Origin of the sequence: Sphingomonas fuzhouensis (genome assembly GCF_034659795.1) — a bacterium.
Lineage (GTDB): Bacteria > Pseudomonadota > Alphaproteobacteria > Sphingomonadales > Sphingomonadaceae > Sphingomonas > Sphingomonas fuzhouensis.
The window spans coordinates 577,809-600,200 of record NZ_JAXSQY010000002.1; the positions used below are offsets into that span (position 1 = coordinate 577,809).

The following is a 22,392-nucleotide window of genomic DNA, read 5'->3' on the forward strand; positions in this document are numbered from 1 at the left end:
TACCCACTTCCTGAACATAAGTGACAAACATGTCACATACATGTCACATGATCTTCACAATATTCGCTCCTGCCGTCTTATATCCTTGTTTTTGATCGAATAATTTCTTCCCCTGAGGGCAGCGGACGGAATGATCCGCACTTAAGGGGTAAAATAAAATGAAGATGCGTACCCTGCTGGGAGCGTCCGCGCTCGCCAGCACCCTGGTGCTTTTCCCAGTGGCAGCGCTCGCGCAGGTCAGCACCACCTCGACCACGGCGCCGAATGTTCAGGAAGATGAGGCGGACACCACATCCGATGCCGCGACTCCGGGCAATCGCGCGGGCGCCGATGATGTTGTCGTCACCGGATCGCGCATTCGCCTGACCAACAAGTTCGACGCGGCCATCCCTGTAGAATCGGTCAACGCCGCCGAATTGCTTGGCACGCGCGGCGACGTTTCGCTGGGCGATGCCATCAGTCAGCTGCCGCAGCTCCGGAGCACGTTCAGCCAGGCGAACTCGACTGGATCGATCGGAACGGCCGGTCTGAACCTGCTCGATCTGCGCGGCCTGGGCACGGCGCGGACGCTGACGCTGGTCAACGGCCGTCGCGTGGTTACCGCAGTTCCGGGGTCCTACACGCCGGACATCAATACCATTCCGTTCGACCTTGTCGAATCGATCGACATCGTCACGGGGGGGCAGTCGGCCGTCTATGGTTCGGATGCGATCTCGGGTGTGGTCAACTTCAAGCTGAGGCGGGACTTTGAAGGCACGCGCCTGCGCGCGCAGGGCGGCGCGACCAGCTATGGCGATCGCGGCACTTATCTGGTCAGCGGCATCACCGGCACGAACTTTGCCGATGATCGCTTCAACCTGACCGTCTCTGCGGAATATTCCAAGAGCAATCCCGTCTTTTTTGCCCAGCGTCCTTATCTTGGCGCCTATGGCGGCACGCCTGCTTTCATCAATTCACAGATCACGAACGCGCCAAACCGCAACTTCGACGGCATTCCCAACACGACCTTCGTGCCGCGTGGCAGCGTGTTCGGCAATCGTTCGATCGGCGGCACCGTCGTGACCCAGTGCCCCACCACCTCCACGGCGGCCAATGCGGCACAACGGGCCGCGATCTGCACCGGCCAGACCTCGCCTACCGGCAGCCCGATCGCCTATAATTATCTGTTCCAGCCCGACGGCTCGCTGCTCCGCGATTCGCCGTCCACCACCGGTCTCGTCGACAACCGCGCGATCGGCGGCGGCGTCCTGTTCGGCGGCACCGCATCGGGCCTGGAAGGCGCGATGCTGATGCCGGGCCTGGATCGTTTCCTGGCCAACATCCTCCTCAACGGCGAGATTTCCCCCGCCTTCAAACCGTTCGTCGAGTTCAGCTTCGCCAACATCAAGGCGACGCAGCAATCGACGCAGCCGAGCTTCACCGGCGGTACGCTGACCAGCACGTTCAGCGTCAACAATCCGTTCCTGACGCCCGCTGCCCGTGCGACCCTGGGCACGATTCTGGCACCAGGCGCGACGTCGTTCACGCTCAATCGCTTCAACAACGATCTGGGTACCCGCGCCGAGTTCCACACTCGCCGCACCTATCGCGGCGTCATCGGCGTGCGCGGCGATCTGACGCCATCGGGCGACCTGTACTACGAAGTCGCAGGCAATTACGGCCGGACGGAAAACTTCTATCGCACGGGCGGCAACGTCCTGCTGGCCAATTACCGTAACGCGGTTAACGCGGTGGTGGCCCCTGCCAATTATGCAGGGTCCGACTTTGTACTCAATTCGCAAGGGCAGCGGGTCATCTGCGCGGCCAATGCCGCCGGAACAAACGCCGCGCCGGGTTGCGTGCCGCTGAACCTGTTCGGCCAGAATGCGGCCGATCCCCGTGCCATCAACTACATTCTGCACACCTCCACCCGCAATCAGTGGGCGGAACAGATCAACGCCACCGCGTTCATCTCGGGCAACACCGGGTCATTCTTCAGGCTGCCCGGCGGTCCGGTGTATTTCTCGTTCGGCGGTGAATATCGTCGCGAGGACGCCTTCTCGGGACAGGACGCGATCACCGCATCGGGTGCGACCTTCCTGAATCCCGCGGCGACATTCAACCCGCCCGCCGTCAACATCAAGGAGGCATATGGCGAACTTCGCCTGCCACTGCTCGCCAATATTCCGTTCATTCAGGAACTGACGGTCGAGGGTGCCGGACGAATCTCCGACTATGGCGGCAGCACCGGTTCGGTCTGGGCGTGGAATGCCGGGCTGATCTGGGCGCCCGTTCGCGACCTGCGTGTGCGGGGCAGCTTCTCCCGTTCGGTACGGGCACCCAACCTGAGCAACCTCTACGCCTCGCAGTCGACGACCTTCGTCTCGGTCGCCGATCCTTGCGATCAGCCGGGTGGGACGAACGCCAGCAACAACATTACCTCCAACCCCAACCGCGTTCGCAACTGCGCGGCGGCCGGTATTCCAACGACGATCACCTTCACCGATCCGACGACCGGTGCTCAGCTGATCCGTCCTTGGACCAACCAGTCACCGTCGACCATTCCAGGCGTCAACCAGGGCAATATCGGCCTGACCCCGGAAGTCGGCAACAGCTTCACGCTGGGCCTGGTCTATCAGCCACAGCAGGTTCCCGGGCTGACCTTCAAGGTCGACTATTACAATATCCGGGTGAAGAACGTGATCTCCGGCCTGAGCGGCCAGCAGATCATCAACCGCTGCTATGACGACACCAACGGGATCGACAATCAGTTCTGCGCGGCAGTCTTCCGGCGTCAGTCGTCCGATCCTGTTCAGAACGGCACCTTCCTGGGTCAGACCGGTCGTACCATCGATCAGTCGCAGTTCACCTTCTCCCAGGCGGGCAATGGGATCAGCTTCATCAATCAGCCGTATAATTTCGCGGCGCTGAAGACCAACGGCATCGACTTCGACGTGCAATATGCCAAGCGTTTTTCGGAGAACGCCTCGCTGAACGCCAACCTGACGGTCGCCTATATCTTCAACCGGCTGAACTACACCTACATCGCCGAGCCGGGGCGCTATGATCGTCAGGACAGCATGTTGGGCGATCCGAAGTGGCAGGCTCGTTTCAACCTGAACGGCAAGGTCGGCGTGGTCGATTTCGGCTATACCGCACGCTATGTCGGTCGGCAGATCGTGTCGGGATTAGTCTACGAGACCTTCTTTGCCTCGCAGGGGCGCCCGGCGCTCAACCCGGATGCCCGCCCGTTCGTCTATTACAGCCCGATCGTCTATCACGACGCGCGGATTGGGGTGAACGCGACGGAGAAGTTCCGCCTCTATCTCGGCGTGGACAACATCACCAACCAGCTGCCACCTTATGAATTGACCGGCATCGGAAACACCACCACCGGCAACGACTCGATTTATCCAAACATCGGTCGCTTCCTGTATGCAGGTGTGGAGGCCCGCTTCTAAGCCACGCAGCAATTGGTCACCAACTCGGGGCCGCCTCATGAAGAGGCGGCCCTTTTTTATGCCCGCGCGAAGCGCTGGGCGAGGCCGGTCAGCAATTCATATTGCGACACGCCCGAAAGCTCGGACGCCACGGCCAGATCATAATCCATTGCCAGCCAGTCGCCCTCGGCCAGATCGGGGCGGGCGGACACGTCGATCGCGATCAGGTCCATCGACACGCGGCCCAGCACGGGCAGTCTGACGCCGTCCGCAACCGCCGCGCCCAGCCCCGACAATGCGCGGCGATAGCCATCGGCATAGCCCAGGTTCAGGATCGCGACGTCGGTATCGGCGGGGGCGGTCCAGGTCGCGTTATAGCCGACCGTCTGTCCGGCCGGGACACAGCGGCGCTGGAGGATTTGCGCTTCGGGCCAGGCGACCTGGCGCAGCATGGCCGCCATGCCGGGGCGCGGCGTCCCGCCATAGAGCGCGAGGCCCGGCCGGGTCAGGTCGAAATGATAATCCGGCCCCAGCCCGATTCCGGCGGAATTGGCAAGACTCATCCGCCGCGCGCCGGTCCGGCCCTTCAGCCCCGCAAAAGCGGCCTGTTGACGCCCGTTCATGGCCACGTCCTCATCGGCGCAGGCCAGGTGGCTGAGCAGCGTCTCGATCTGCAACCCGTCGAGCAGGCCCTGCGCCACCGCCTCGACCGACACGCCCAGCCGGTTGATGCCGGTATCGACCATGACGTCGCACGGCCCGCCGCCGCTCTCGCGCCAGCGGGCGATCTGCTCGGGTGAGTTGAGGACGGGGCGTGCCAGCCCCGCCCTCGCCGCCGCGACATCCTCGGCGCGCAGCCCGTGCAGGACCGAAACGGTCAGCCCGAGCGGGGCCAGCGCCGCCGCCTCCGCCCAGTTGGCGACGAAGAAATCGCGGCACCCCGTCTCGGCCAGCGCGCGCGCCACCAGGGTCGCGCCCAGGCCATAGCCATTGGCCTTCACCGCCGCGCCGCATGCCGCCGCCCCGCTCATCCGGTCGAGCGCCTGCCAGTTGGATTGAAGCGCATCGCGGTCGACGCGCAGGCGAAGGGGGGCGGGAATGTCGATCACCCACCGGGCTTTAGGCCGCATTGCCGGGTGGGAAAAGGCGGGCGGGGACTTTTTGCCATCCCCGCCGCCGCACAGAGTTCTGTCTGCCGCTCGGCTCAGCGCAGCGTGCGGATGATGCCGGAGAAGTCCACCGGCGGCTGTCCCTCGCCGACGAACGCGGCATAGAGTTGCGCCGCGCGCTCGCCCATCGGGGTCGTCGCCCCCGCATCGCGCGCGGCCTCCATCGCCAGCTTGAGGTCCTTGAGCATCAGCGCCGCCGCAAAGCCGCCTTGATAGTCATGATCGGCGGGCGTCTCCGGTCCGACGCCGGGGACGGGGCAATATTTGGTCATCGACCAGCTCTGCCCCGACGAGACCGAGGCGATGTCGTAGAAGGTCTGCGCCTCCAGCCCCAGCTTCTCAGCCAGCACGAACGCCTCGCAGGTCGCGATCATCGTCGCGCCGAGCAGCATGTTGTTGCAGATCTTGGCCGCCTGGCCCGCGCCATGGCCGCCGGCATGGATTACCGCCTGGCCCATGGCGGCCAGGAACGGCTCGGCGCGGTCGAAAGCCTCCTGCGTGCCGCCGACCATGAAGGTCAGCGTTCCCGCCTTGGCCGCCGCGATGCCGCCCGAGACGGGGGCGTCGACCGCCATCATGCCCTTTCCTCCCGCGGCCTCCGCCACGCGGCGCGCGGTGGCGACGTCGATGGTCGAGCAGTCGATCAGGATGGCCGATGGAGGCGCTGCGGCGAACACGGCATCAGCATAGACGCGCTCGACATGGGTTCCGGCGGGCAGCATGGTGACGACCGCTTCGACTCCGTCCATCGCCGCGATGGCGCTGTCGACCGGCAGGCACCCGGCCATCTTCGCCGCCGCCAGCGCGTCCGCCGACAGGTCGAAGGCGCGGACGTCATGCCCCGCCTTCGCCAGATTGGCGGCCATGCCGCCGCCCATATTGCCCAGGCCGATAAAGGCGATTCGCGCCATGATGTTCTCTCCTATGTTCTTTTTCTTAAGCCCCTCCCGCAGGCGGGAGGGGTTTGGGGAGGGCATGGGGTCTCACCGAGCGTGTAGCTTGCGGCCTGCCCTCCCCCATCCCCTCCCGCCTGCAGGAGGGGCGTGAGACTCAGTTGCCGGTCCAGTTGGGGCTCCGCTTCTCGACGAACGCGGCCATGCCTTCCTTCTGGTCGGCCGAGCCGAACAGGCCATGGAACAGCCGCCGCTCGAACTGCACGCCCTGCGCCAGCCCCATGTCGAAGGCCGCGTTGACCATTTCCTTGTTTGCGCGCGCCGCGATCGGCGCCATGCCCGCGATGGTCGCGGCGGTCTTCAACGCCTCTTCGACCAGATCGGCGGCGGGGACGATGCGGGCGACGAGGCCCGAACGCTCGGCTTCCTCGGCGTCCATCATCCGGCCGGTCAGGCACATCTCCATCGCCTTGGCCTTGCCGACCGCGTGCGCCAGCCGCTGCGATCCGCCCATGCCTGGCGTCACGCCCAGCTTGATCTCGGGCTGGCCGAATTTGGCGGTGTCGGCGGCCAGGATGAAGTCGCACATCATCGCCAGCTCGCATCCGCCGCCCAGCGCATAGCCCGCCACCGCCGCGATGATCGGCTTGCGGGTGCGAGTGAAGTCGTCCCAGCCGGCGAAATGGTTTCGCCCGTACATGGCGGCGAAGTCCATCTCCTGCATCTCCTTGATGTCGGCTCCGGCCGCGAACGCCTTGGGGCTGCCGGTGATGACGGCGCAGCGCTGTTCGGGATCGGCGTCATAGGCGCGCATCACGTCGAGCAGTTCGGCCAGCAGCTCGGCATTGAGCGCGTTCAGCGCCTGCGGCCGGTTGAGCGTCACCAGGGTCACCGCCTCGCGGCGCTCGACGATCAGGGTGTTGTAGTCGGTCATGCGGGCGTCCTTTTCAGCGATCTTCGGGCGTCCACGCCTGCTCGTCCGGCAGGGGCGCGAAGATATGGTCGATCATCGTGTCGGTGACGCCCTCGGGCGTGGCGGGGTTCCAGCGCGGCGCATTGTCCTTGTCGACGATCAGCGCGCGGACGCCCTCGGCAAAGTCGGGACGCTGCACGACATGCGCGGCGATCCCATATTCGCGGCGCATCTCATCGGCGAAATCGGTGGTCAGCTTGCCCTCGCGGAGCAGGCGGAGCGAGACCTTGCAGGCCTGTGGCGATTTGGTGCGGAGCACCGCCAGTTGCTGTGCCGCCCATTCGCCGTCATCGGCTTCCAGCGCGGCGATGATCTCTTCCAGCGTATCGGCGGCGAAGAGCCGGTCGATATCGGTCGCGTGGGCGATGATCTTCGCTTCGGGCGCGGGGACCGAGAGCCGATCCAGCGTCGCGGCGATCTCCTGCGGCGCGGCGATGATCGCGGCCTTGGCCTCGTCCAGCGCCGACGAGGGCAGATAATGGGTGGCGAGGCCCAGCGCATGCGCCTCCGCCCCGTCGAGCCGGTGGCCGGTCAGCGCGAGGAACGCGCCCATCCGCCCCGGTAGCCGCGACAGATACCAGCCGCCGCCGACATCGGGGAACAGGCCGATCCCCGTCTCGGGCATGGCGAAACGGGTATTCTCGGTCGCGACGCGGAAGCGGGCAGGCGCGGAGATACCGACGCCGCCGCCCATGGTGATACCGTCCATGAATGCGACGATCGGCTTGGCATAGGTGAACAACCGGTGGTTCATCCGGTATTCGGCATGGAAGAAGCGGCGTGCCGCCTCGCCATCGCCCGCACCACTTTCGGCGAGCAACCGGATATCACCGCCCGCGCAGAAGCCGCGCCCTTCGGCATGGTCGATGATGACCGCCTCGACCCCCAGATCGCCGCGCCAGTCCTCCAGCGCGGTCAGCACGCCGCCGCACATGGCCTGGGTCAAAGCGTGGATCGCCTTGGGCCGGTTGAGCCGCAGCCGCCCGACCGGGCCTTCGCGGGTGACGATCAGATCCTGGGTCATGCCAGTCCTTCTATCTTCTTCGACCCCGGCGAAGGCCGGGGCCCAGATGCCGCGCATTACGTGGCGCGCTACCGGCCGATTGGCAACTGGACCCCGGCCTTCGCCGGGGTGGTTGCGTCTGGAGGGAACGTCAGTCCTTCAATAAGTCCCGCCCGACGATCATCCGCATCACCTGGTTCGTGCCCTCCAGGATCGAATGCACGCGCAGGTCACGCCAGAAACGCTCGATCGGATAGTCCATCAGATAACCGTAACCGCCATGCAGTTGAAGCGCGCGGTCGACCACCGACGATCCGGTATCGGTCGCGAGCCGCTTGGCCATGGCGGCGAAGCGAGTCCTGTCCGGCGCACCCGCCGTCACCTTGGCGGCGGCGAGGTAGAGCAGCGCGCGCGCCGCCTCCAGCTCGGTCGCCATGTCGGCCAGGGTGAACTGGGTATTCTGGAACTCGGCGATCGCCTTGCCGAACTGGCGGCGGTCCTTCACATAGGCGACCGCCTCGTCCAGGCAGCGTTGCGCCCCGCCCAGCGAGCAGGCGCCGATGTTCAGCCGCCCGCCGTCCAGCCCCATCATCGCGATGCGGAACCCCTCGCCCTCGGCACCCAGTCGGTTGGCCACCGGCACGCGGACATTGTCGAACATCACCTGCCGCGTCGGCTGCGAATGCCAGCCCAGCTTGCGCTCGTTCGCACCGAAGGAGACGCCGGGGGTGTCCTTGTCGATCACCAGACAGGAAATGCCTTTGGGGCCGTCCTCCCCGGTGCGGACCATGGTGACATAGACCTCATTCTCGCCGCCGCCCGAGATGAACTGCTTCGATCCCGAGACGACATAATGGTCGCCGTCGCGCACCGCGCGGGTCTTGAGCGCCGCGGCGTCGGAGCCCGATCCCGGCTCGGTCAGGCAATAGCTCGCCATGCGCGCCATGGTAACGAGGTCGGGCAGATAACGACCCTTCACGTCCGCGTCCCCGAAGCGGTCGATCATCCACGACGCCATGTTGTGGATCGAGATGAACGCCGAGGTCGAGGGACAGCCATAGGCCATCGCCTCCATGATGAGCGCCGCCTCCAGCCGCCCCAGCGCGATGCCGCCCGATTCCTCCGAGACGTAGATCGCGGCGAAGCCGAGTTCGGCGGCTTCCTTGATCGTGTCGCGCGGGAAGATGTGCTTCTCGTCCCACTCGGCCGCGAAGGGCGTGATGCGGTCGGCGGTGAAGCGGCGCGCCAGTTCCTGGATTTCGCGCTGCTCGTCGGTCAGGTCGAATTGGGTCATCGGGTCTTCCATCTCTTAAGCCCCTCCCGCAGGCGGGAGGGGTTTGGGGAGGGCAAGGAGTCTCACCGAGACCATCGTCTGGGGCCTGCCCTCCCCCATCCCCTCCCGCTTGCGGGAGGGGCGTGCCAAGGTTCAGCCCATGGTCGGGATGACGAAGGCATTGCCGCCATCGGGCGCGCCATCGGGCCAGCGTTGCGTCACCGTCTTCACCTTGGTCCAGAAGCGGACGCCCTCCATGCCGTGCTGGTTCACGTCACCAAAGGCCGAGCGCTTCCAGCCGCCGAAGCTGTGATACGCGACCGGCACCGGGATCGGCACGTTGATGCCGACCATGCCCACCTCGACCCGTGCGGCGAATTCCCGCGCGGCGTGGCCGTTGCGGGTGAAGATCGCGACGCCATTGCCATACTGGTGCTCACTTGGCAGACGCACCGCCGTCTCGAAATCGGGCGCACGGACGATCTGGAGGACGGGGCCGAAAATCTCTTCCTTGTAGCTCTGCATGTTCGGGGTGACCCGGTCGAACAGCGACGGGCCGATGAAAAAGCCTTCCTCATAGCCTTGCAGTTTGAAGCCGCGTCCGTCGACGACCAGCTCGGCGCCTTCGTCCACGCCGGTTTGAATCCAATCCTCCACGCGGCTTTTGTGCGCGGCGTTGACGACCGGGCCGTAATGCGCCTGCGCGTCGGTCGACACGCCGACCCGCAACGCGTCGATCGCCGGGATCAGCTTTTCGCGCAAAGCATCCGCCGTCTTGTCGCCGACCGGCACGACGACGGGCAACGCCATGCACCGCTCGCCCGCCGAGCCGAAGGCCGCGCCCGACAGGTCGGCGACCACCTGGTCGAGGTCGGCGTCGGGCATGACGATACCGTGGTTCTTCGCCCCGCCCATCGCCTGGACGCGCTTGCCCGCCTCGACCCCGCGCCGGTACACATAATGCGCGATGTCGGACGAGCCGACGAAGCTGACCGCGCTGATCGCCGGATGGTCGAGAATCGCGTCGACCATCGCCTTGTCGCCGTGCACGACCTGAAGGATGCCCTCGGGCGCGCCCGCTTCGCGCATCAGCTCGGCCAGGCGGACCGGGACCGAGGGGTCACGCTCGGAGGGCTTCAGGATGAAGGCGTTGCCGCAGGCGATGGCGACGCCGAACATCCACATCGGGATCATCGCGGGGAAGTTGAACGGGGTGATCCCCGCGCCGATGCCCAGCGGCATGCGCATCGAATAAACGTCGATGCCCGGCCCGGCGCCTTGGGTATATTCGCCCTTCAGCGCATGAGGGATGCCGCAGGCGAACTCGATCACCTCCAGCCCGCGCTGGATATCGCCCTTGGCATCGGCGATCACCTTGCCATGTTCGGAGGAGAGCAGATGCGCGAGCGCGTCCATATTCTGCTCGACCAGTTCCTTGAAGCGGAACATCACCCGCGCGCGACGCTGCGGATTGGTCGCGGCCCAGCCGGGTTGCGCGGCCCTGGCAGCGGCGACGGCGTGCTCCAGCAGGGCGGCATCGCCCAACGGCACCCGCGCCTGGACCTGGCCGCTATTGGGGTCGAAGACATCGCCATGCCGGGCGGTTTGGGCGTCGGTCGCGGTCTGTCCGCCAGCGACCAGATGGTCGATCACACGCATAAGCTCTCCTGATCCGGGTCTGATGCCCGACTCCTATGCTTGTAATTATATTGCTCGGGCGTGAAATCCAAGATGGGTCGCCCAAAAAGGCGTCAGGCCGCCGGACAGAGCCGCCAGGCCGCCACCGCCGCGATCAGCGCCGCCGCCACCGCCGCGACCAGCGAGGCCAGCCCCCAGATCGGAAAGGCCAGCGCCCCCAGCCCCGCCCCGACCAGAAATCCGGACCACAGCATCAGATAGGGCAGCCAGGCCCAGCGCTGTCGCCCGGCAATGGCCTGCGCCAGATGCTGGCCGATCTTGACCAGCGTGCCGGTCATATAGGTGACGCCGATGCTGACCTCGCCATCACGCTCGAAGGTGGCGTTGGCCGCGCCCATCGCCAGCACCATCGCCGGGGCGACGCGCACGCCCCAGATGGCGACCGTCCCCAACAGCAGCGCGACCAGCACCAGCACCGCGACCTGCCCCACCCGCGGCAGCGCCAGCCGGATCAGCGTGCCCCCGGCGACCCCGGTCACGAACAGCGCCAGCAGCATTGCCAGCACCTCGACCGCGCCCGAGACATGCACATCCGGCGCGGCCAGCCGCACCGCCAGCATCGTGCCGTTGCCGCTCATGAACGAGACGAAATAGCCGCCCAGCTGAAGAAAGCCGATCGCATCGACATAGCCGGACAACAGAGCCAGCCAGACGGCCAGCGGCCAGGAACGGCGATCGGATCGGATCATGACGCCGGGCTATATCCCGCGACGCGGCGCGCGGCCAAATGATATTCTCGGCCCCACGGATCGGATCGCCGGGGCGCGCGTTGGCGCGGTTCGGAATAGGGGAGACGGCATGGCGGGCGCGCTGGTGGAAATCTGGTTGACCGTCTCGGCGCTGTCCTCGCTCGTCATCATCATGATCGCGATCGGCCATAGCGACATGCGGCGCGAAAAGCGGCTGCGCGTCAGGCCCGCGCCCCGGCGTCGCACGCGTCCCTGACCGCGCGACCCGGGCCTATAATCAGAAGAGGTGGAGCAGCCGGTCGATCAGGCCCGGCTTGCGCGCACGCATCGCCATATAGCGGGCACGATCCTCGGCCGCACGGCGATACAGGGCGTCCAGTCGCTCCTCCCGCGGCATGTCCGAAATCCGTGGCGGTGGCATATGACTGGCCATGATTACCCCTCCTGTGTCGAGCCGTTGGATTCCAACGACGAACCGTGATTTTTGTTCCTCGACAGTGACAACATGGTCATGACCTGACGCTCCGCCTCAAGGTCTTGAAATGTGGTGCGTTATGGATTGCCGCTCGATCGTCAGGCCTCGTCGATGCGCCGGATTATGAACGCCTCGTAAGGAACCCGTAAGGGGTGCGTCAGGGATTTGCCCCTATCGGCCGGGTAATATCCGCCTTCTTGCGCCGAAAGACACCGATGCACGTCAATCCCGCCGACGCAACGCTACCTGAAACCCGCCGCCTCTCCTCCGCACAGCAATGGCGCTGGGTCGGGATCGCCGCCGCCGTGCTGATCGGGGCACTGGTCCTGTTCACGGTCATCGGCAAGCTGACGCACAAGGAGGAAACGCCGCCCCCGCCGCCGCCGCCCGGCACGCTGCGCCTGTCCAAGGAGCAGTTGGACGCGATGCCTACGATGCGCGTCGGCCTGGGCGCTTCGGGTGCACAGACCATGGCGACCGGCGCGATCACCGCCGACGGCACGCGTTCGACCCCGGTGCTGATGCCCTATGCGGGGCAGGTGGTGCGGGTGCTGGCCGATGCGGGTCAGGTGGTGCGCCAGGGCCAGCCGCTGCTGCTCATCAAGACCAGCGATTTCGTCGATGCCCGCTCCGGCCTCTTCTCGGCCCGCGCCGCCTATCAGAACGCGCAGGCGCAGCTGGTCGCGGCGCAGCGCAACGCCGCCCGCCAGCAGCAAATCTATGAGACCGCAGGCGGCGCGCTGAAGGATTATCAGCAGGCCAAGGCCGACCTCGCCGCCGCACAGGCGACCGCGCGCACCGCCGCCGCCGCGCTGGGCGCGGCGCGCGACAAGCTGGCGATCCTCGGCAAGTCGCAGGGTGAGATCAACCGGCTGGAGAATTCCGGCCAGGGCACCGGCATCCATGACATCACCACGCTGGTCGCGCCGATCAGCGGCGTCGTCGCCTCGCGCGATGTCGCGCCGGGGCAATATGTCTCGCAGGGCGGCGACAAGCCGGTGATGACCATCACCGACCCCTCGCGCGTCTGGCTGGTCGCGCAGGTGGCCGAGAGCGATGCCGAGAATGTCCGCGTCGGCGATCCGGTCGAGGTGACGACGCCCGCCGTGCCGGGCCGCATCTTCCACGCCACCATCGACCTGGTCGGCGCTGCGCTCGATCCGGAGACGCACCGCCTGCCGGTTCGCGCCTCGATCCCCAACCCCGACAAGGCGCTGAAGCCGCAGATGTTCGCCAGCTTCGCGATCAAGCATCTGAACGCGGGCGAAGCGATCCGCGTCCCCGCCGCCGCCGTCATCCATGAGGGCGACACCGCGCGCGTCTGGATCGAGCGGCCCGACGGCCTGCTGGTCGCGCGCGACGTGACGACCGGCGATTCCGCCAATGGTCTCGTCACCATCACCTCGGGTCTGAAGCCGGGCGAGCGGATCGTCACCTCGGGCGCGCTGTTCGTCAACGAAGCGGGGCTCGGCGAGTAATGAACCGCATCGTCGACTTCGCGCTGCGTCAGCGATTGCTGATCGTCGGCCTGTTCTTTTCGATGATCGTCGCGGGCGTCATCGGCTTCATCAACCTCAATATCGAAGCCTATCCCGATCCCGTCCCCCCGATGGTCGAGGTCATCACCCAGACCCAAGGCCTGTCGGCCGAGGAGATGGAGCGCAACGTCACCATCCCGATCGAGGTCCAGATGGCGGGTATCCCGCATATGACCGCGATCCGCGCGATCAGCCTGTTCGGCCTGTCCGACATCAAGATCCAGTTCACCTACGATTACACCAACGAACAGGCCAAGCAGCAGGTCATCAACCGCCTGTCGCAGCTGCCGCCGCTGGCCGGTGGCGCCCAGCCGACGCTGTCGCCGACCTCGCCGGTGGGTGAAATCTATCGCTACCGCATCGTCGCGCCCAAGGGCTATTCGGTGATGGACCTGAAGACGCTGCAGGACTGGGTGCTCCAGCGCCGGTTCAAGCGGATTCCGGGCGTGATCGACGTGACCGGCTGGGGCGGCAAGCTGCGCGCCTATGACGTGGTGATCGACCAGAACCGGCTGAACGCGCATGGCGTGACGGTCGCGCAGGTGCTCGCGGCGCTGTCGAAGAGCGACGGCAATGTCGGCGGCCAGACGATCAACTTCGGCGAACAGGCCGCGATCGTGCGCGGCGTCGGCCTGATCCAGTCGCCGAACGCCATCGAGAATGTGCTGGTCGGCCAGGCGGGCGGTGCGCCCGTGCTCATCAAGGACGTGGCGACCGTCAAGATCGGCAACGCCCCGCGCATGGGCATCGCCGGGTATAATAACGACGACGACATCGTGCAGGGCATCGTCCTGATGCAGCGCGGCGCCCAGTCGATGCCGACGATCAAGGCCGTCCAGGCCGAGGTCGCCAACATCAACGACAGCGGCGTCCTGCCCCCCGGCGTCCATCTGGAACGCATCTACGACCGCTCCGACCTCATCAACCTGACCATCCACACCGTCATGGAAAACATGGTGGTGGGCATCCTGCTGATCTTCGCGTTGCAGTGGCTGTTCCTCGGCAATCTGCGCTCGGCGATCATCGTGGCGGCGACCATCCCCTTCGCGCTCGCCTTCGCGATCCTGATCCTGGTGTTGCAGGGGGAGAGTGCGAACCTGCTGTCGGTCGGTGCGCTCGACTTCGGCCTAGTGGTCGATGCCTGCGTCATCATGGTGGAGAATATCTTCCGACACATGGTCGAACGATCGGCGACGGTCGAAAGCGGCAAGGGTCATTACACCATGGCCAGCCGCTTCGGCGCGGTGCTGGGCGCGTCCAGCGAGGTCAGCCGCGGCATCTTCTTCGCTGCCGCGATCATCATCGCCAGCTTCCTGCCGCTGTTCACCCTGACCGGCGTGGAGGGGCATATCTTCGGCCCGATGGCCAAGACCTATGCCTATGCGATCAGTGGCGGCCTGCTCGCGACCTTCACGGTCGCACCGGTGCTGTCGACGCTGCTGCTGCCGGACAAGCTGGCCGAGACCGAGACGTTCATCGTCGGCAAGCTGCGCCGCGTCTACGAACCCGCCGCGTCCTTCGCGCTGCGCAACAAGGTGGTGACGATCGGCGGCGCAGCCCTGATGATGGTGCTGGCCGTGGTCGGCGTGCGCTCGCTGGGTATCGAGTTCCTGCCGCACCTCGAAGAAGGCAATATGTACATCCGCGCCACCCTCCCCTCCTCGATCAGCCTGGAGGCGGGCGAGAAGGTGACGAACGAGGTGCGCAAGATCATCGCGTCCTACCCGGAAACCACGGCGGTCCTGTCCGCGCATGGCCGCCCGGACGACGGCACCGATGCGACCGGCTTCTTCAACGTTGAATTCTTCGTGCCGTTGAAGCCGTTCGACACCTGGCCGCACGGCATGACCAAGGAGAAGCTGATCGACGAATTGTCGAAGCGGCTGGCGGCGAAATATCCCGGCGTCGACTTCTCCTTCTCTCAGATCATCGAGGACAATGTCGAGGAAGCCGCCTCGGGCGTGAAGGGCGCCAATTCGATCAAGCTGTTCGGCCCCGATCTGGTCACGCTGGAAAAGCTGGCCAACCAGATCAAGGCGCAGATGGCGAAGGTGAAGGGCATCGAGGATCTCGGCGTGTTCGAGATTCTGGGCCAGCCGACCGTGCGCATCGACGTCGATCGTGCCAAGGCCGCCCGCTATGGCCTGACCCCCGACGACATCAACCAGACCGTCGCCGCCGCCATCGGTGGCCAGTCGCCCGCCGACCTCTACGAGCCCGGCACCGACCGCCACTTCCCGATCATCGTGCGGTTGCAGCCCAAGCAGCGCGACTCACTGGAATCGGTGCGCAACATCACGATCGGCGCACCCGCGCCCGACGGCAACGGCACGATCCAGGTGCCGCTGTCCGAGGTGGCGAACGTCAAGCTGACCACCGGCGCCTCGTTCATCTATCGCGAGCATCAGGAACGCTACATCCCGATCAAATTCTCGGTGCGCGGCCGCGATCTGGGCGGCGCGGTCGAGGAGGCACGCGCGCGGATCAACCAGAATGTCCATTTGCCGCCGGGCTATCACCTGGAATGGGCGGGCGAGCTGGACAATCTGAAGAACGCGATCTCGCGGCTGGAGATCGTGGTGCCGATCAGCCTCGTGCTCATCCTGCTGCTGCTCTATGCGAATTTCGGCTCGATGCGCGACAGCCTGCTCGCCTTCTCCGCGATCCCGATGGCGATCGTGGGTGGCGTGCTGGCCTTGGCGCTGACCGGCACGGCGTTCAGCATCTCGGCGGCGATCGGCTTCGTGGCCTTGTTCGGCATCGCGGTGATGGACGGCATCCTGGTCGTCACCACCTTCAACAACGCGATCGACGAAGGGGCCCCGCGTGAGAATGCGCTGGCCACCACCGTCAGGAACAGCCTGCGCCCCGTCGTCATGACCTGTCTGGTCGCCGCGATCGGCCTGCTGCCCGCCGCCCTCTCGCACGGCATCGGCAGCCAGGTGCAGAAGCCCCTCGCGCTGGTCGTGGTGGGCGGCATGACGCTCGCGCCCGTGCTGATCCTGCTAGTCCTGCCGGTGCTCATCAGTCGCTATTCGACCCGCCTGCCGCTGGCGCTGCGCAAGAAGAAGCATGACCCGATGGTCGACGACCAGGGCGATACCACCTCCGACAAACCGTCCGACTCTGGGGTTCCGGCATGAAGCGTTTCCTGACCCTGCCGCTGCTCGCCTGCGTGTCCGCCTGCGCGGTCGGCCCGCATGATTTGGACGCGCATGCCAGCCTGCCGCCGCTTGCCCCCGCCCCGGTGATCGCGCCGGCCAGCGGCCCGGCGCAGACGGTATCCGCCAATGTCGCGCCCGAATGGTGGCACGCCTTCGGCAACGCCCAGCTCGATGCGCTGGTCGCCGAGGCGCTGGCCCACAATAATGACGTGGCGGTGGCGGAAGCCTCGCTGCGCCAGGCGCAGGAACAGGCGCGGGCGACGCGCGGCACGCTGCTGTTTCCGCAGGGCGGGCTGAACTATCAGGCGCAACGGACCCGCGTGTCCAACGCGCTGTCTCCGGCGGTCGCCAACCAGAACCAGCAGCTCTATACGCTGCACACCGCGCAGGTCAGCGTCTCCTATGACGTCGATGCGTTCGGCGGCAACCGGGCGCAGGTCCGCTCCGCCGTCGCGCGGGCCGAGGTCGAGCGGCATCAGCTCGACGCGGCGCGAATGACGGTGGCGGCGAACCTCGTCACCGCGCTGATCGAGCGGGCGAGTCTCGCCGAACAGGTCGCCGCCGCGCAGACCGCGATCCAGGTCAACCGCGACATCTTGGGTGCGCTGCAACAGCGCCAGCGGCTGGGCGCGGTGGGGGCGTCCGACGTGGCAACGCAGCAGGCCGCGCTCGCCACGGCCGAGGGTGCCCTGCCCCCGCTGGTCCGCGCCGAAGCCGCCCAGCGCACCATCATCGCCACGCTGATCGGCCGCCCGGCAGGCTCGGCCTTGCCGCCGCTGCCCGAACTGTCGCAGCTGACCCTGCCCACCGAACTGCCCGCGATCGTCCCGTCCGAGCTGGTCCATCGCCGCCCCGACGTGCTGGCGGCGGCCGCACAGTTGCAGGGGGCAGGCGCGGATGTCGGCGCGGCCATCGCCGCGCGGCTGCCCAGCATCCAGCTATCGGCCAATGCCGGTGGCTCGGCGCAGAATTTCGGCGACATGTTCAAGAGCGGCAATCCCTTCTGGGCATTGCTCGGCGGGATCACCCAGCCACTGTTCCACGCGAACGCGCTGCGCCACCAGCAAAAGGCGGCCGAAGCGGCGCTGGAGGGGGCAAAGGCGCAGTATCGCGCGGCGGTGCTCCAGGCGTTCGGCAATGTCGCGGACTCGCTGACCGGCCTGTCGACCGACGCCCAGGCGCTCGACGCGGCGCAGCGGGCGAGCAACGCGGCGGGCCAGGCGCTGACCTTTGCGCGGCGGCAGCTGGCGCTGGGTGACGTGGGCACTCTACAACTGCTCAACGCCACCGCGACGGACGCGCAGGCGCGGTCGCAGCTGATCCAGGCCAAGGCGGCGCGGATGACCGATACGGTCGCGCTGTTCCAGGCCGCCGGGGGGCCGGTTACGGGGTCGTGATGTGAAGGGGGTGGGGCACAACCCATCCTCATCCTCCATTCAATCGACCGCACCCAATTCCTCCCCTGCAAGGGGAGGGGGACCAGCGAAGCTGGTGGAGGGGTGTCGCCGGTGGTGAGTATCGGCTGCCCTCGCAAAGCGGGACACCCCTCCGTCAGGCCTGCGGCCTGCCACCTCCCCTTGCAGGGGAGGAATACGGCTTGGCCTTCGACGTCGCCTAGGCTGAACGGAGGTGGCACGCGCCACAAAAAAAGGGGAGGACGCGTCGCCCTCCCCCCAGATCAGAACAACCGGGTCAGCAGGTAGAACCCCGCCCCCATCGCGGCGGAGGCGGGGATGGTGATGATCCAGGCGATCACCACATTGCCCGCCACGCCCCAGCGCACCGCGGACTCGCGCCGCGCCACGCCCGCGCCGATGATCGAGCCGGTGATGGTATGCGTCGTCGACACCGGAATCCCCAGCGCCGAGGCACAGAAGATCACGATCGAGCCCGCCGTCGAGGCGCTGAACCCCTGGTGCTGCGACAGCTTGGTGATGCGGCTGCCCATCGTCTCGATGATCTTCCAGCCGCCGGTCATCGTGCCCAGCGCCATCGCGACATAGCAGGAGATGGCGACCCAGTGCGGCACCTCGAACGGGCCGGTCAGACGGCCGGTCGAATAGAGGAGGACGGTGATGATCCCCATCGTCTTCTGCGCATCGTTCAGACCGTGGCTGAGCGAATAGGCGGCCGAGGAGACGAGGTGCATCGCACGGAAGCTGCGCTCCGCCTGCCCCGCCGTCGACCGGCGCAAGGCCCAGCTGCTCAGCAGCATGACCAGCATCGCCAGCATCATGCCCAGCATCGGCGACAGGACGATGGCGATCAGCGTCTTGTTCAGGCCCGCCCACTGGACCGCGCCCATGCCCGCATGGGCGATCCCGGCCCCGACCAACCCGCCGACCAGCGCATGGCTGGACGACGAGGGGATACCGCGCAGCCAGGTGATGACGTTCCACGCCATCGCACCGCCCAGCGCGCCGAAGATGACGGCGGGCGTCACCACGTCCTGCGCGATCAGGCCCTTGCCGACGGTTTCCGCCACCTTGTGCAGGCTGGGGAAGGCGACCGTCAGGAAATAGGCGGCGAAGTTGAAGAAGGCCGCGAAGCCGACCGCCGCGACCGGCGACAACAGTCGGGTCGCCACCACGGTCGCGATCGAATTGGCCGCGTCATGCAGGCCGTTGAGATAATCGAACGCCAGCGCGACCAGGATCAGGCCGGCCAGCAGCGGAAAGGCGAGTTCGTGCATTGCCGCCGCCTCAGGCGTGATCGATGACGATGCCGTCGATCTCGTCGGCGACGTCCTCGAACGCGTCGAGGATGCGCTCCAGATGCTTGTACACTTCCTTCTCGATCACGAAGCGCAGCGTGTCGCGCTCGCCACATTCGTCCAGCGTGCGCTTCAGGCCTGCCGCATGGATTTCGTCGGCGCGACCCTCCAGCCGGACCAGTTCCTCGGTCAGCGCGTGCAGGCGGTCGCCGTTGCGGGCCACGTCGCGCATCAGCGGCATCGCCTCGACGGTCAGGCGCGCGGCCTCGACCGCGACCGCCGCCATTTCGCGCATTTCCGGCGCGAAATTGGTCAGCCGATACAGGCCGATCGCGGTGGCGGCGGCATGCATCTCGTCGATCGTGTCGTCCAGCGAGCCGATCAGCGAGGTGATCGCGGCGCGGTCGAACGGCGTCAGGAAGGTCGAGCGGACCGAGGTCAGCACATTGCGCGTGATCTCGTCGGCGTCATGCTCGCGCGCGGCGACCACGGCGATCTCGTCGGCGGTATTGCCCTGCGTGTCGAACAGCCGGACAGTGGCTTCGGCCCCCGCCAGGATGGTGGCGGCTTGCGCCTCGAACAGCTCGAAGAAATTTCCCGTCTTCGGCAGGAGGCGTTGGAACCAGGCGAACATCAGTCGGTAAACCCCGATAGTGATCCGATATCGTACACGTCTTCAGGCCATGGCCGATCGGGCCACGGCGAAACGCCGGACCGTGAAAAGGTCATGAACCGAGGATGGCACGAACGCCGCCCCCCTGACCAGACGTTGGCATCACGTCAAGCAAAACCGGGTTACAACTATGTGACACCAGCCCTCCCGGCGGCGCTGTCGACCGACGATCCGGGGCCCGACCAATGGCTTGCACGACGATGACCCGAATTTAGCGGCGATTTCATACCCCACTGTGGTTTTGGCGCATCACCTCTGTCACGCAAGCGCCATAATGCGGCTCTAACCGCCCGCCCTACCGGGAAAATTCAATCAGTCGGGCGGCATGAACCGCCCGCCGGAGCGTGGGGACTATATGAAATCGGTTATCAAGACCGCAGCGCTGCTGGGCGCTGCGTGGGGAACGCTGGCAGCCGCGCCGGCCATCGCACAGACCGCCGCCGATCAGAGCGCCGTCACCCCGGCGGACAACGGCCCCGAACAGGGTCTGGGCGAAGTGGTGGTCACCGCCGAGCGCCGTTCCGAAAATCTGAACCGCGTGCCGGTGTCGGTCGGCGTGGTCAGCGGGTCGAACCTGCGCACCTTCCAGCAGGGTGGCGAGGATATCCTGGCGCTGTCGGGCCGCGTCCCCAGCCTCTATATCGAAACGACGACCGGCCGCATCTTCCCGCGCTTCTACATTCGTGGCCTGGGCAATATCGACTTCTATCTCGGTGCGTCGCAGCCCGTTTCGATCATCCAGGACGATGTCGTGCTGGAGCATGTCGTCCTGAAGTCGAACCCGGTGTTCGACGTCGATCAGGTCGAAGTGCTGCGCGGGCCGCAAGGGTCGCTGTTCGGCCGCAACACGACCGCGGGCATCATCAAGTTCGACACGATCAAGCCCAGCCAGGACTTCAAGAGCCGCGCGACCGCCTCGATCGGCAGCTATAACACGATCAGCATGGACGCCGGTGTCGGCGGTCCGCTGATCCGCGATATACTGTCCTTCCGCCTGTCGGCGCTGGTGCAGCACCGCGACAACTGGGTCGACAACACCTATTCGGGCCCGAGCGCCGACGGCACGCTGACCCCGAAGAAGGACGCCATGGGCGGCTTCACCGAGCGCGACGTGCGCCTCCAGCTGCTCCTGACGCCCACCGATACGCTGTCGTTCAACCTGTCGGGCCATGCCCGCTGGTATGACGGCACCTCGACGCTGTTCCATCGCGGGGCGCTGAAGAAGGGTTCGAACGACGTCTCGGCCGAACCGCGCGACCGGATCGCCCTGGACGAAGGGCGCGACAATCCGCAGTCCTACAACACGCAAGGCACCTCGCTGCGCGCCGCCTGGGACCTGGGGCCTGCCGAGCTGACCTCGATCACCGCCTATGAGACGACCGCCGGGTACAGCAAGGGCGATACCGATGGTGGGGCCGCGACCAACTTCCCGGTCCGGGGCCAGCCCAATGGCTATGGCCTCAGCATGGGGCAGATCCAGGGCCTCGACCAGTGGACGCAGGAAGTCCGCCTCGCCTCGACCGGCAGCGGCCCGTTCAAGTGGCAGTTCGGCGGCATCTATTTCGACAGCCGCGACATCACCGACTTCTATCAGCGCGCCTTCCTGATCGGAGCGAACCCGAACAACTGGGTGCGCCTGCACGACGTCAACACCAGCTGGGGCGTGTTCGGGCAGGTCAGCTATCAGCTGACCGATCGCCTGACCCTGACCGGCGGCGGCCGGATCAGCGAGGATACCAAGCGGACCCAGCTGCTGCGCACCGCCGACAGCGCCGCCGGTGTCTCGACCTATCGTGGTCGCCGCGACGTGCGCCTGTCGGATACCCAGCCGAGCTGGGACCTGTCGGCGCTGTATACAGTCAATCCGAACGTCAACGTCTATGTCCGGGCGGCGCAGGGTTTCCGCGGGCCGACCATCCAGGGTCGCTCGGCCGTGTTCAACGCCGACTTCTCGACGGCGGGCTCGGAAACCAACCTGTCGTTCGAGACCGGCGTGAAGTCGAAGCTGTTCGACAACACGCTGCGCCTGAACGCCGCCGCCTTCGCCTATCGGGTGAAGAATATCCAGCTGAACGGCAACGACTCGTTCGGCAACGGCGTGCTGCTCAACGCGGCCAAGGCGGTCGCTTACGGCCTGGAAGCCGATGCGCAGTGGCTGCCGGTGCGCAACCTGGCCCTGTCGGCGGGCGTCAGCCTGCTGCATTCGGAAATCCGTGATCGCAACGTCAGCGTCCAGACCTGCGGCCTGAACGGGGTGATGGTCTGCACCGTGCTGAACGGCCCGGTGACGACGCGCACGATCTTTGGCAGCAATGCCTTTTTCGTGCCGATCAACGGCAATCCGCTGCCCAACGCGCCGGAATATAACGTCAACCTGGCGGCCAAGTACGACATCCCGCTGGCCAATCAGGGCAAGGCGTTCATTTCGACCGACTGGAATCTCCAGGGCTATACGAACTTCGTCCTGTACCGGACCAAGGAGTTCACCTCGAACGGCAATTTCGAGGGCGGCCTGAGCGTCGGCTATGCCGCGCCGAACGACGAATGGAGCCTGTCGGTCTTCGCCCGCAACATCACGAACCAGAAGAATCTGAAGGGCGTGATCGAAAACTATATGGCGGCCGTGTTCAACGAGCCGCGCATCATCGGCATCTCGTTCAGCGGCAAATATCGCTGATCGGCATGACCGGCTGAAGCGAAAGGCCCGTCCCT

16 protein-coding genes are annotated in these 22,392 nt (G+C 66.2%); 6 read left to right on the plus strand and 10 right to left on the minus strand.

Features of this window, described 5'->3' with window-relative positions:
• The first annotated feature begins 158 nt into the window (after positions 1-158).
• The gene (locus U1H82_RS07130; protein ID WP_322964226.1) at positions 159-3,440 is read left to right on the plus strand and encodes a TonB-dependent receptor domain-containing protein; all 3,282 of its coding nucleotides are present in this window, start codon (positions 159-161) and stop codon (positions 3,438-3,440) included.
• 56 nt (positions 3,441-3,496) lie between these two features.
• Here the strand turns inward: U1H82_RS07130 and alr are convergent, their stop codons facing one another.
• The 7 genes from alr to U1H82_RS07165 form a co-directional block, all read right to left on the minus strand.
• Positions 3,497-4,519, minus strand: a complete 1,023-nt coding sequence (alr, locus tag U1H82_RS07135; protein WP_322964429.1) for an alanine racemase — start codon at positions 4,517-4,519, stop codon at positions 3,497-3,499.
• Between the two features lie 104 nt (positions 4,520-4,623).
• Positions 4,624-5,499 carry a 3-hydroxyisobutyrate dehydrogenase gene (gene mmsB / locus U1H82_RS07140; protein WP_322964227.1) on the minus strand — a complete coding sequence of 292 codons (876 nt, stop codon included), beginning with the start codon at positions 5,497-5,499 and terminating at the stop codon, positions 4,624-4,626.
• 139 nt (positions 5,500-5,638) lie between these two features.
• Positions 5,639-6,415 (minus strand): enoyl-CoA hydratase, encoded by a 777-nt coding sequence (locus U1H82_RS07145; protein ID WP_322964228.1) that lies wholly within the window; start codon positions 6,413-6,415, stop codon positions 5,639-5,641.
• Between the two features lie 13 nt (positions 6,416-6,428).
• Positions 6,429-7,478 carry an enoyl-CoA hydratase/isomerase family protein gene (locus tag U1H82_RS07150; protein ID WP_322964229.1) on the minus strand — a complete coding sequence of 350 codons (1,050 nt, stop codon included), beginning with the start codon at positions 7,476-7,478 and terminating at the stop codon, positions 6,429-6,431.
• Between the two features lie 130 nt (positions 7,479-7,608).
• Entirely contained in the window at positions 7,609-8,751 is a 1,143-nt protein-coding gene (locus U1H82_RS07155; RefSeq protein WP_322964230.1) for an acyl-CoA dehydrogenase family protein, read from the minus strand.
• Positions 8,752-8,883: 132 nt separating this feature from the next.
• Positions 8,884-10,389, minus strand: a complete 1,506-nt coding sequence (locus U1H82_RS07160) for a CoA-acylating methylmalonate-semialdehyde dehydrogenase (RefSeq protein ID WP_322964231.1) — start codon at positions 10,387-10,389, stop codon at positions 8,884-8,886.
• A gap of 92 nt (positions 10,390-10,481) precedes the next feature.
• The gene (locus U1H82_RS07165) at positions 10,482-11,117 is read right to left on the minus strand and encodes a YoaK family protein (RefSeq protein WP_322964232.1); all 636 of its coding nucleotides are present in this window, start codon (positions 11,115-11,117) and stop codon (positions 10,482-10,484) included.
• A 109-nt stretch (positions 11,118-11,226) separates the two neighbouring features.
• Here U1H82_RS07165 and U1H82_RS07170 point away from each other — a divergent pair, with 109 nt between their 5' ends.
• Positions 11,227-11,373 carry a hypothetical protein gene (locus tag U1H82_RS07170; RefSeq protein ID WP_322964233.1) on the plus strand — a complete coding sequence of 49 codons (147 nt, stop codon included), beginning with the start codon at positions 11,227-11,229 and terminating at the stop codon, positions 11,371-11,373.
• Between the two features lie 21 nt (positions 11,374-11,394).
• On the opposite strand, the gene U1H82_RS07175 is transcribed toward U1H82_RS07170, so the two are convergent.
• On the minus strand, positions 11,395-11,550 hold the full coding sequence (locus tag U1H82_RS07175; protein ID WP_322964234.1) for a hypothetical protein: 156 nt from the start codon (positions 11,548-11,550) through the stop codon (positions 11,395-11,397).
• Between the two features lie 257 nt (positions 11,551-11,807).
• Here U1H82_RS07175 and U1H82_RS07180 point away from each other — a divergent pair, with 257 nt between their 5' ends.
• The 3 genes from U1H82_RS07180 to U1H82_RS07190 are packed head-to-tail and all read left to right on the plus strand — an operon-like array spanning position 11,808 to position 17,691.
• Positions 11,808-13,070, plus strand: a complete 1,263-nt coding sequence (locus tag U1H82_RS07180; protein WP_322964235.1) for an efflux RND transporter periplasmic adaptor subunit — start codon at positions 11,808-11,810, stop codon at positions 13,068-13,070.
• On the plus strand, positions 13,070-16,273 hold the full coding sequence (locus U1H82_RS07185) for an efflux RND transporter permease subunit (protein WP_322964236.1): 3,204 nt from the start codon (positions 13,070-13,072) through the stop codon (positions 16,271-16,273). The genes U1H82_RS07180 and U1H82_RS07185 overlap by 1 nt, the downstream gene beginning before the upstream one ends.
• On the plus strand, positions 16,270-17,691 hold the full coding sequence (locus U1H82_RS07190) for an efflux transporter outer membrane subunit (RefSeq protein WP_322964237.1): 1,422 nt from the start codon (positions 16,270-16,272) through the stop codon (positions 17,689-17,691). The genes U1H82_RS07185 and U1H82_RS07190 overlap by 4 nt, the downstream gene beginning before the upstream one ends.
• Positions 17,692-17,972: 281 nt before the next feature.
• Here the strand turns inward: U1H82_RS07190 and U1H82_RS07195 are convergent, their stop codons facing one another.
• Both U1H82_RS07195 and U1H82_RS07200 read right to left on the minus strand, forming a co-directional pair.
• The gene (locus U1H82_RS07195) at positions 17,973-18,986 is read right to left on the minus strand and encodes an inorganic phosphate transporter (protein WP_322964238.1); all 1,014 of its coding nucleotides are present in this window, start codon (positions 18,984-18,986) and stop codon (positions 17,973-17,975) included.
• A 10-nt stretch (positions 18,987-18,996) separates the two neighbouring features.
• On the minus strand, positions 18,997-19,641 hold the full coding sequence (locus tag U1H82_RS07200; protein WP_322964239.1) for a DUF47 domain-containing protein: 645 nt from the start codon (positions 19,639-19,641) through the stop codon (positions 18,997-18,999).
• A 394-nt stretch (positions 19,642-20,035) separates the two neighbouring features.
• Between U1H82_RS07200 and U1H82_RS07205 the strand changes: the two genes are divergently transcribed.
• Complete coding sequence (locus U1H82_RS07205; RefSeq protein ID WP_322964240.1) at positions 20,036-22,357, plus strand: TonB-dependent receptor; 2,322 nt, start codon at positions 20,036-20,038, stop codon at positions 22,355-22,357.
• Positions 22,358-22,392 lie beyond the last annotated feature (35 nt).

What these genes read in the sequence shown, in the direction of transcription:
- mmsB (WP_322964227.1), bottom strand. Translation starts at nt 5,499, where the DNA reads ATGGCGCGAATCGCCTTTATCGGCCTGGGCAATATGGGCGGCGGCATG.
- U1H82_RS07185 (WP_322964236.1), top strand. Translation starts at nt 13,070, where the DNA reads ATGAACCGCATCGTCGACTTCGCGCTGCGTCAGCGATTGCTGATCGTC.
- U1H82_RS07170 (WP_322964233.1), top strand. Translation starts at nt 11,227, where the DNA reads ATGGCGGGCGCGCTGGTGGAAATCTGGTTGACCGTCTCGGCGCTGTCC.
- U1H82_RS07145 (WP_322964228.1), bottom strand. Translation starts at nt 6,415, where the DNA reads ATGACCGACTACAACACCCTGATCGTCGAGCGCCGCGAGGCGGTGACC.
- U1H82_RS07205 (WP_322964240.1), top strand. Translation starts at nt 20,036, where the DNA reads ATGAAATCGGTTATCAAGACCGCAGCGCTGCTGGGCGCTGCGTGGGGA.
- U1H82_RS07195 (WP_322964238.1), bottom strand. Translation starts at nt 18,986, where the DNA reads ATGCACGAACTCGCCTTTCCGCTGCTGGCCGGCCTGATCCTGGTCGCG.
- U1H82_RS07165 (WP_322964232.1), bottom strand. Translation starts at nt 11,117, where the DNA reads ATGATCCGATCCGATCGCCGTTCCTGGCCGCTGGCCGTCTGGCTGGCT.
- U1H82_RS07150 (WP_322964229.1), bottom strand. Translation starts at nt 7,478, where the DNA reads ATGACCCAGGATCTGATCGTCACCCGCGAAGGCCCGGTCGGGCGGCTG.
- U1H82_RS07155 (WP_322964230.1), bottom strand. Translation starts at nt 8,751, where the DNA reads ATGACCCAATTCGACCTGACCGACGAGCAGCGCGAAATCCAGGAACTG.
- U1H82_RS07175 (WP_322964234.1), bottom strand. Translation starts at nt 11,550, where the DNA reads ATGGCCAGTCATATGCCACCGCCACGGATTTCGGACATGCCGCGGGAG.
- U1H82_RS07200 (WP_322964239.1), bottom strand. Translation starts at nt 19,641, where the DNA reads ATGTTCGCCTGGTTCCAACGCCTCCTGCCGAAGACGGGAAATTTCTTC.
- U1H82_RS07160 (WP_322964231.1), bottom strand. Translation starts at nt 10,389, where the DNA reads ATGCGTGTGATCGACCATCTGGTCGCTGGCGGACAGACCGCGACCGAC.
- U1H82_RS07190 (WP_322964237.1), top strand. Translation starts at nt 16,270, where the DNA reads ATGAAGCGTTTCCTGACCCTGCCGCTGCTCGCCTGCGTGTCCGCCTGC.
- U1H82_RS07180 (WP_322964235.1), top strand. Translation starts at nt 11,808, where the DNA reads ATGCACGTCAATCCCGCCGACGCAACGCTACCTGAAACCCGCCGCCTC.
- U1H82_RS07130 (WP_322964226.1), top strand. Translation starts at nt 159, where the DNA reads ATGAAGATGCGTACCCTGCTGGGAGCGTCCGCGCTCGCCAGCACCCTG.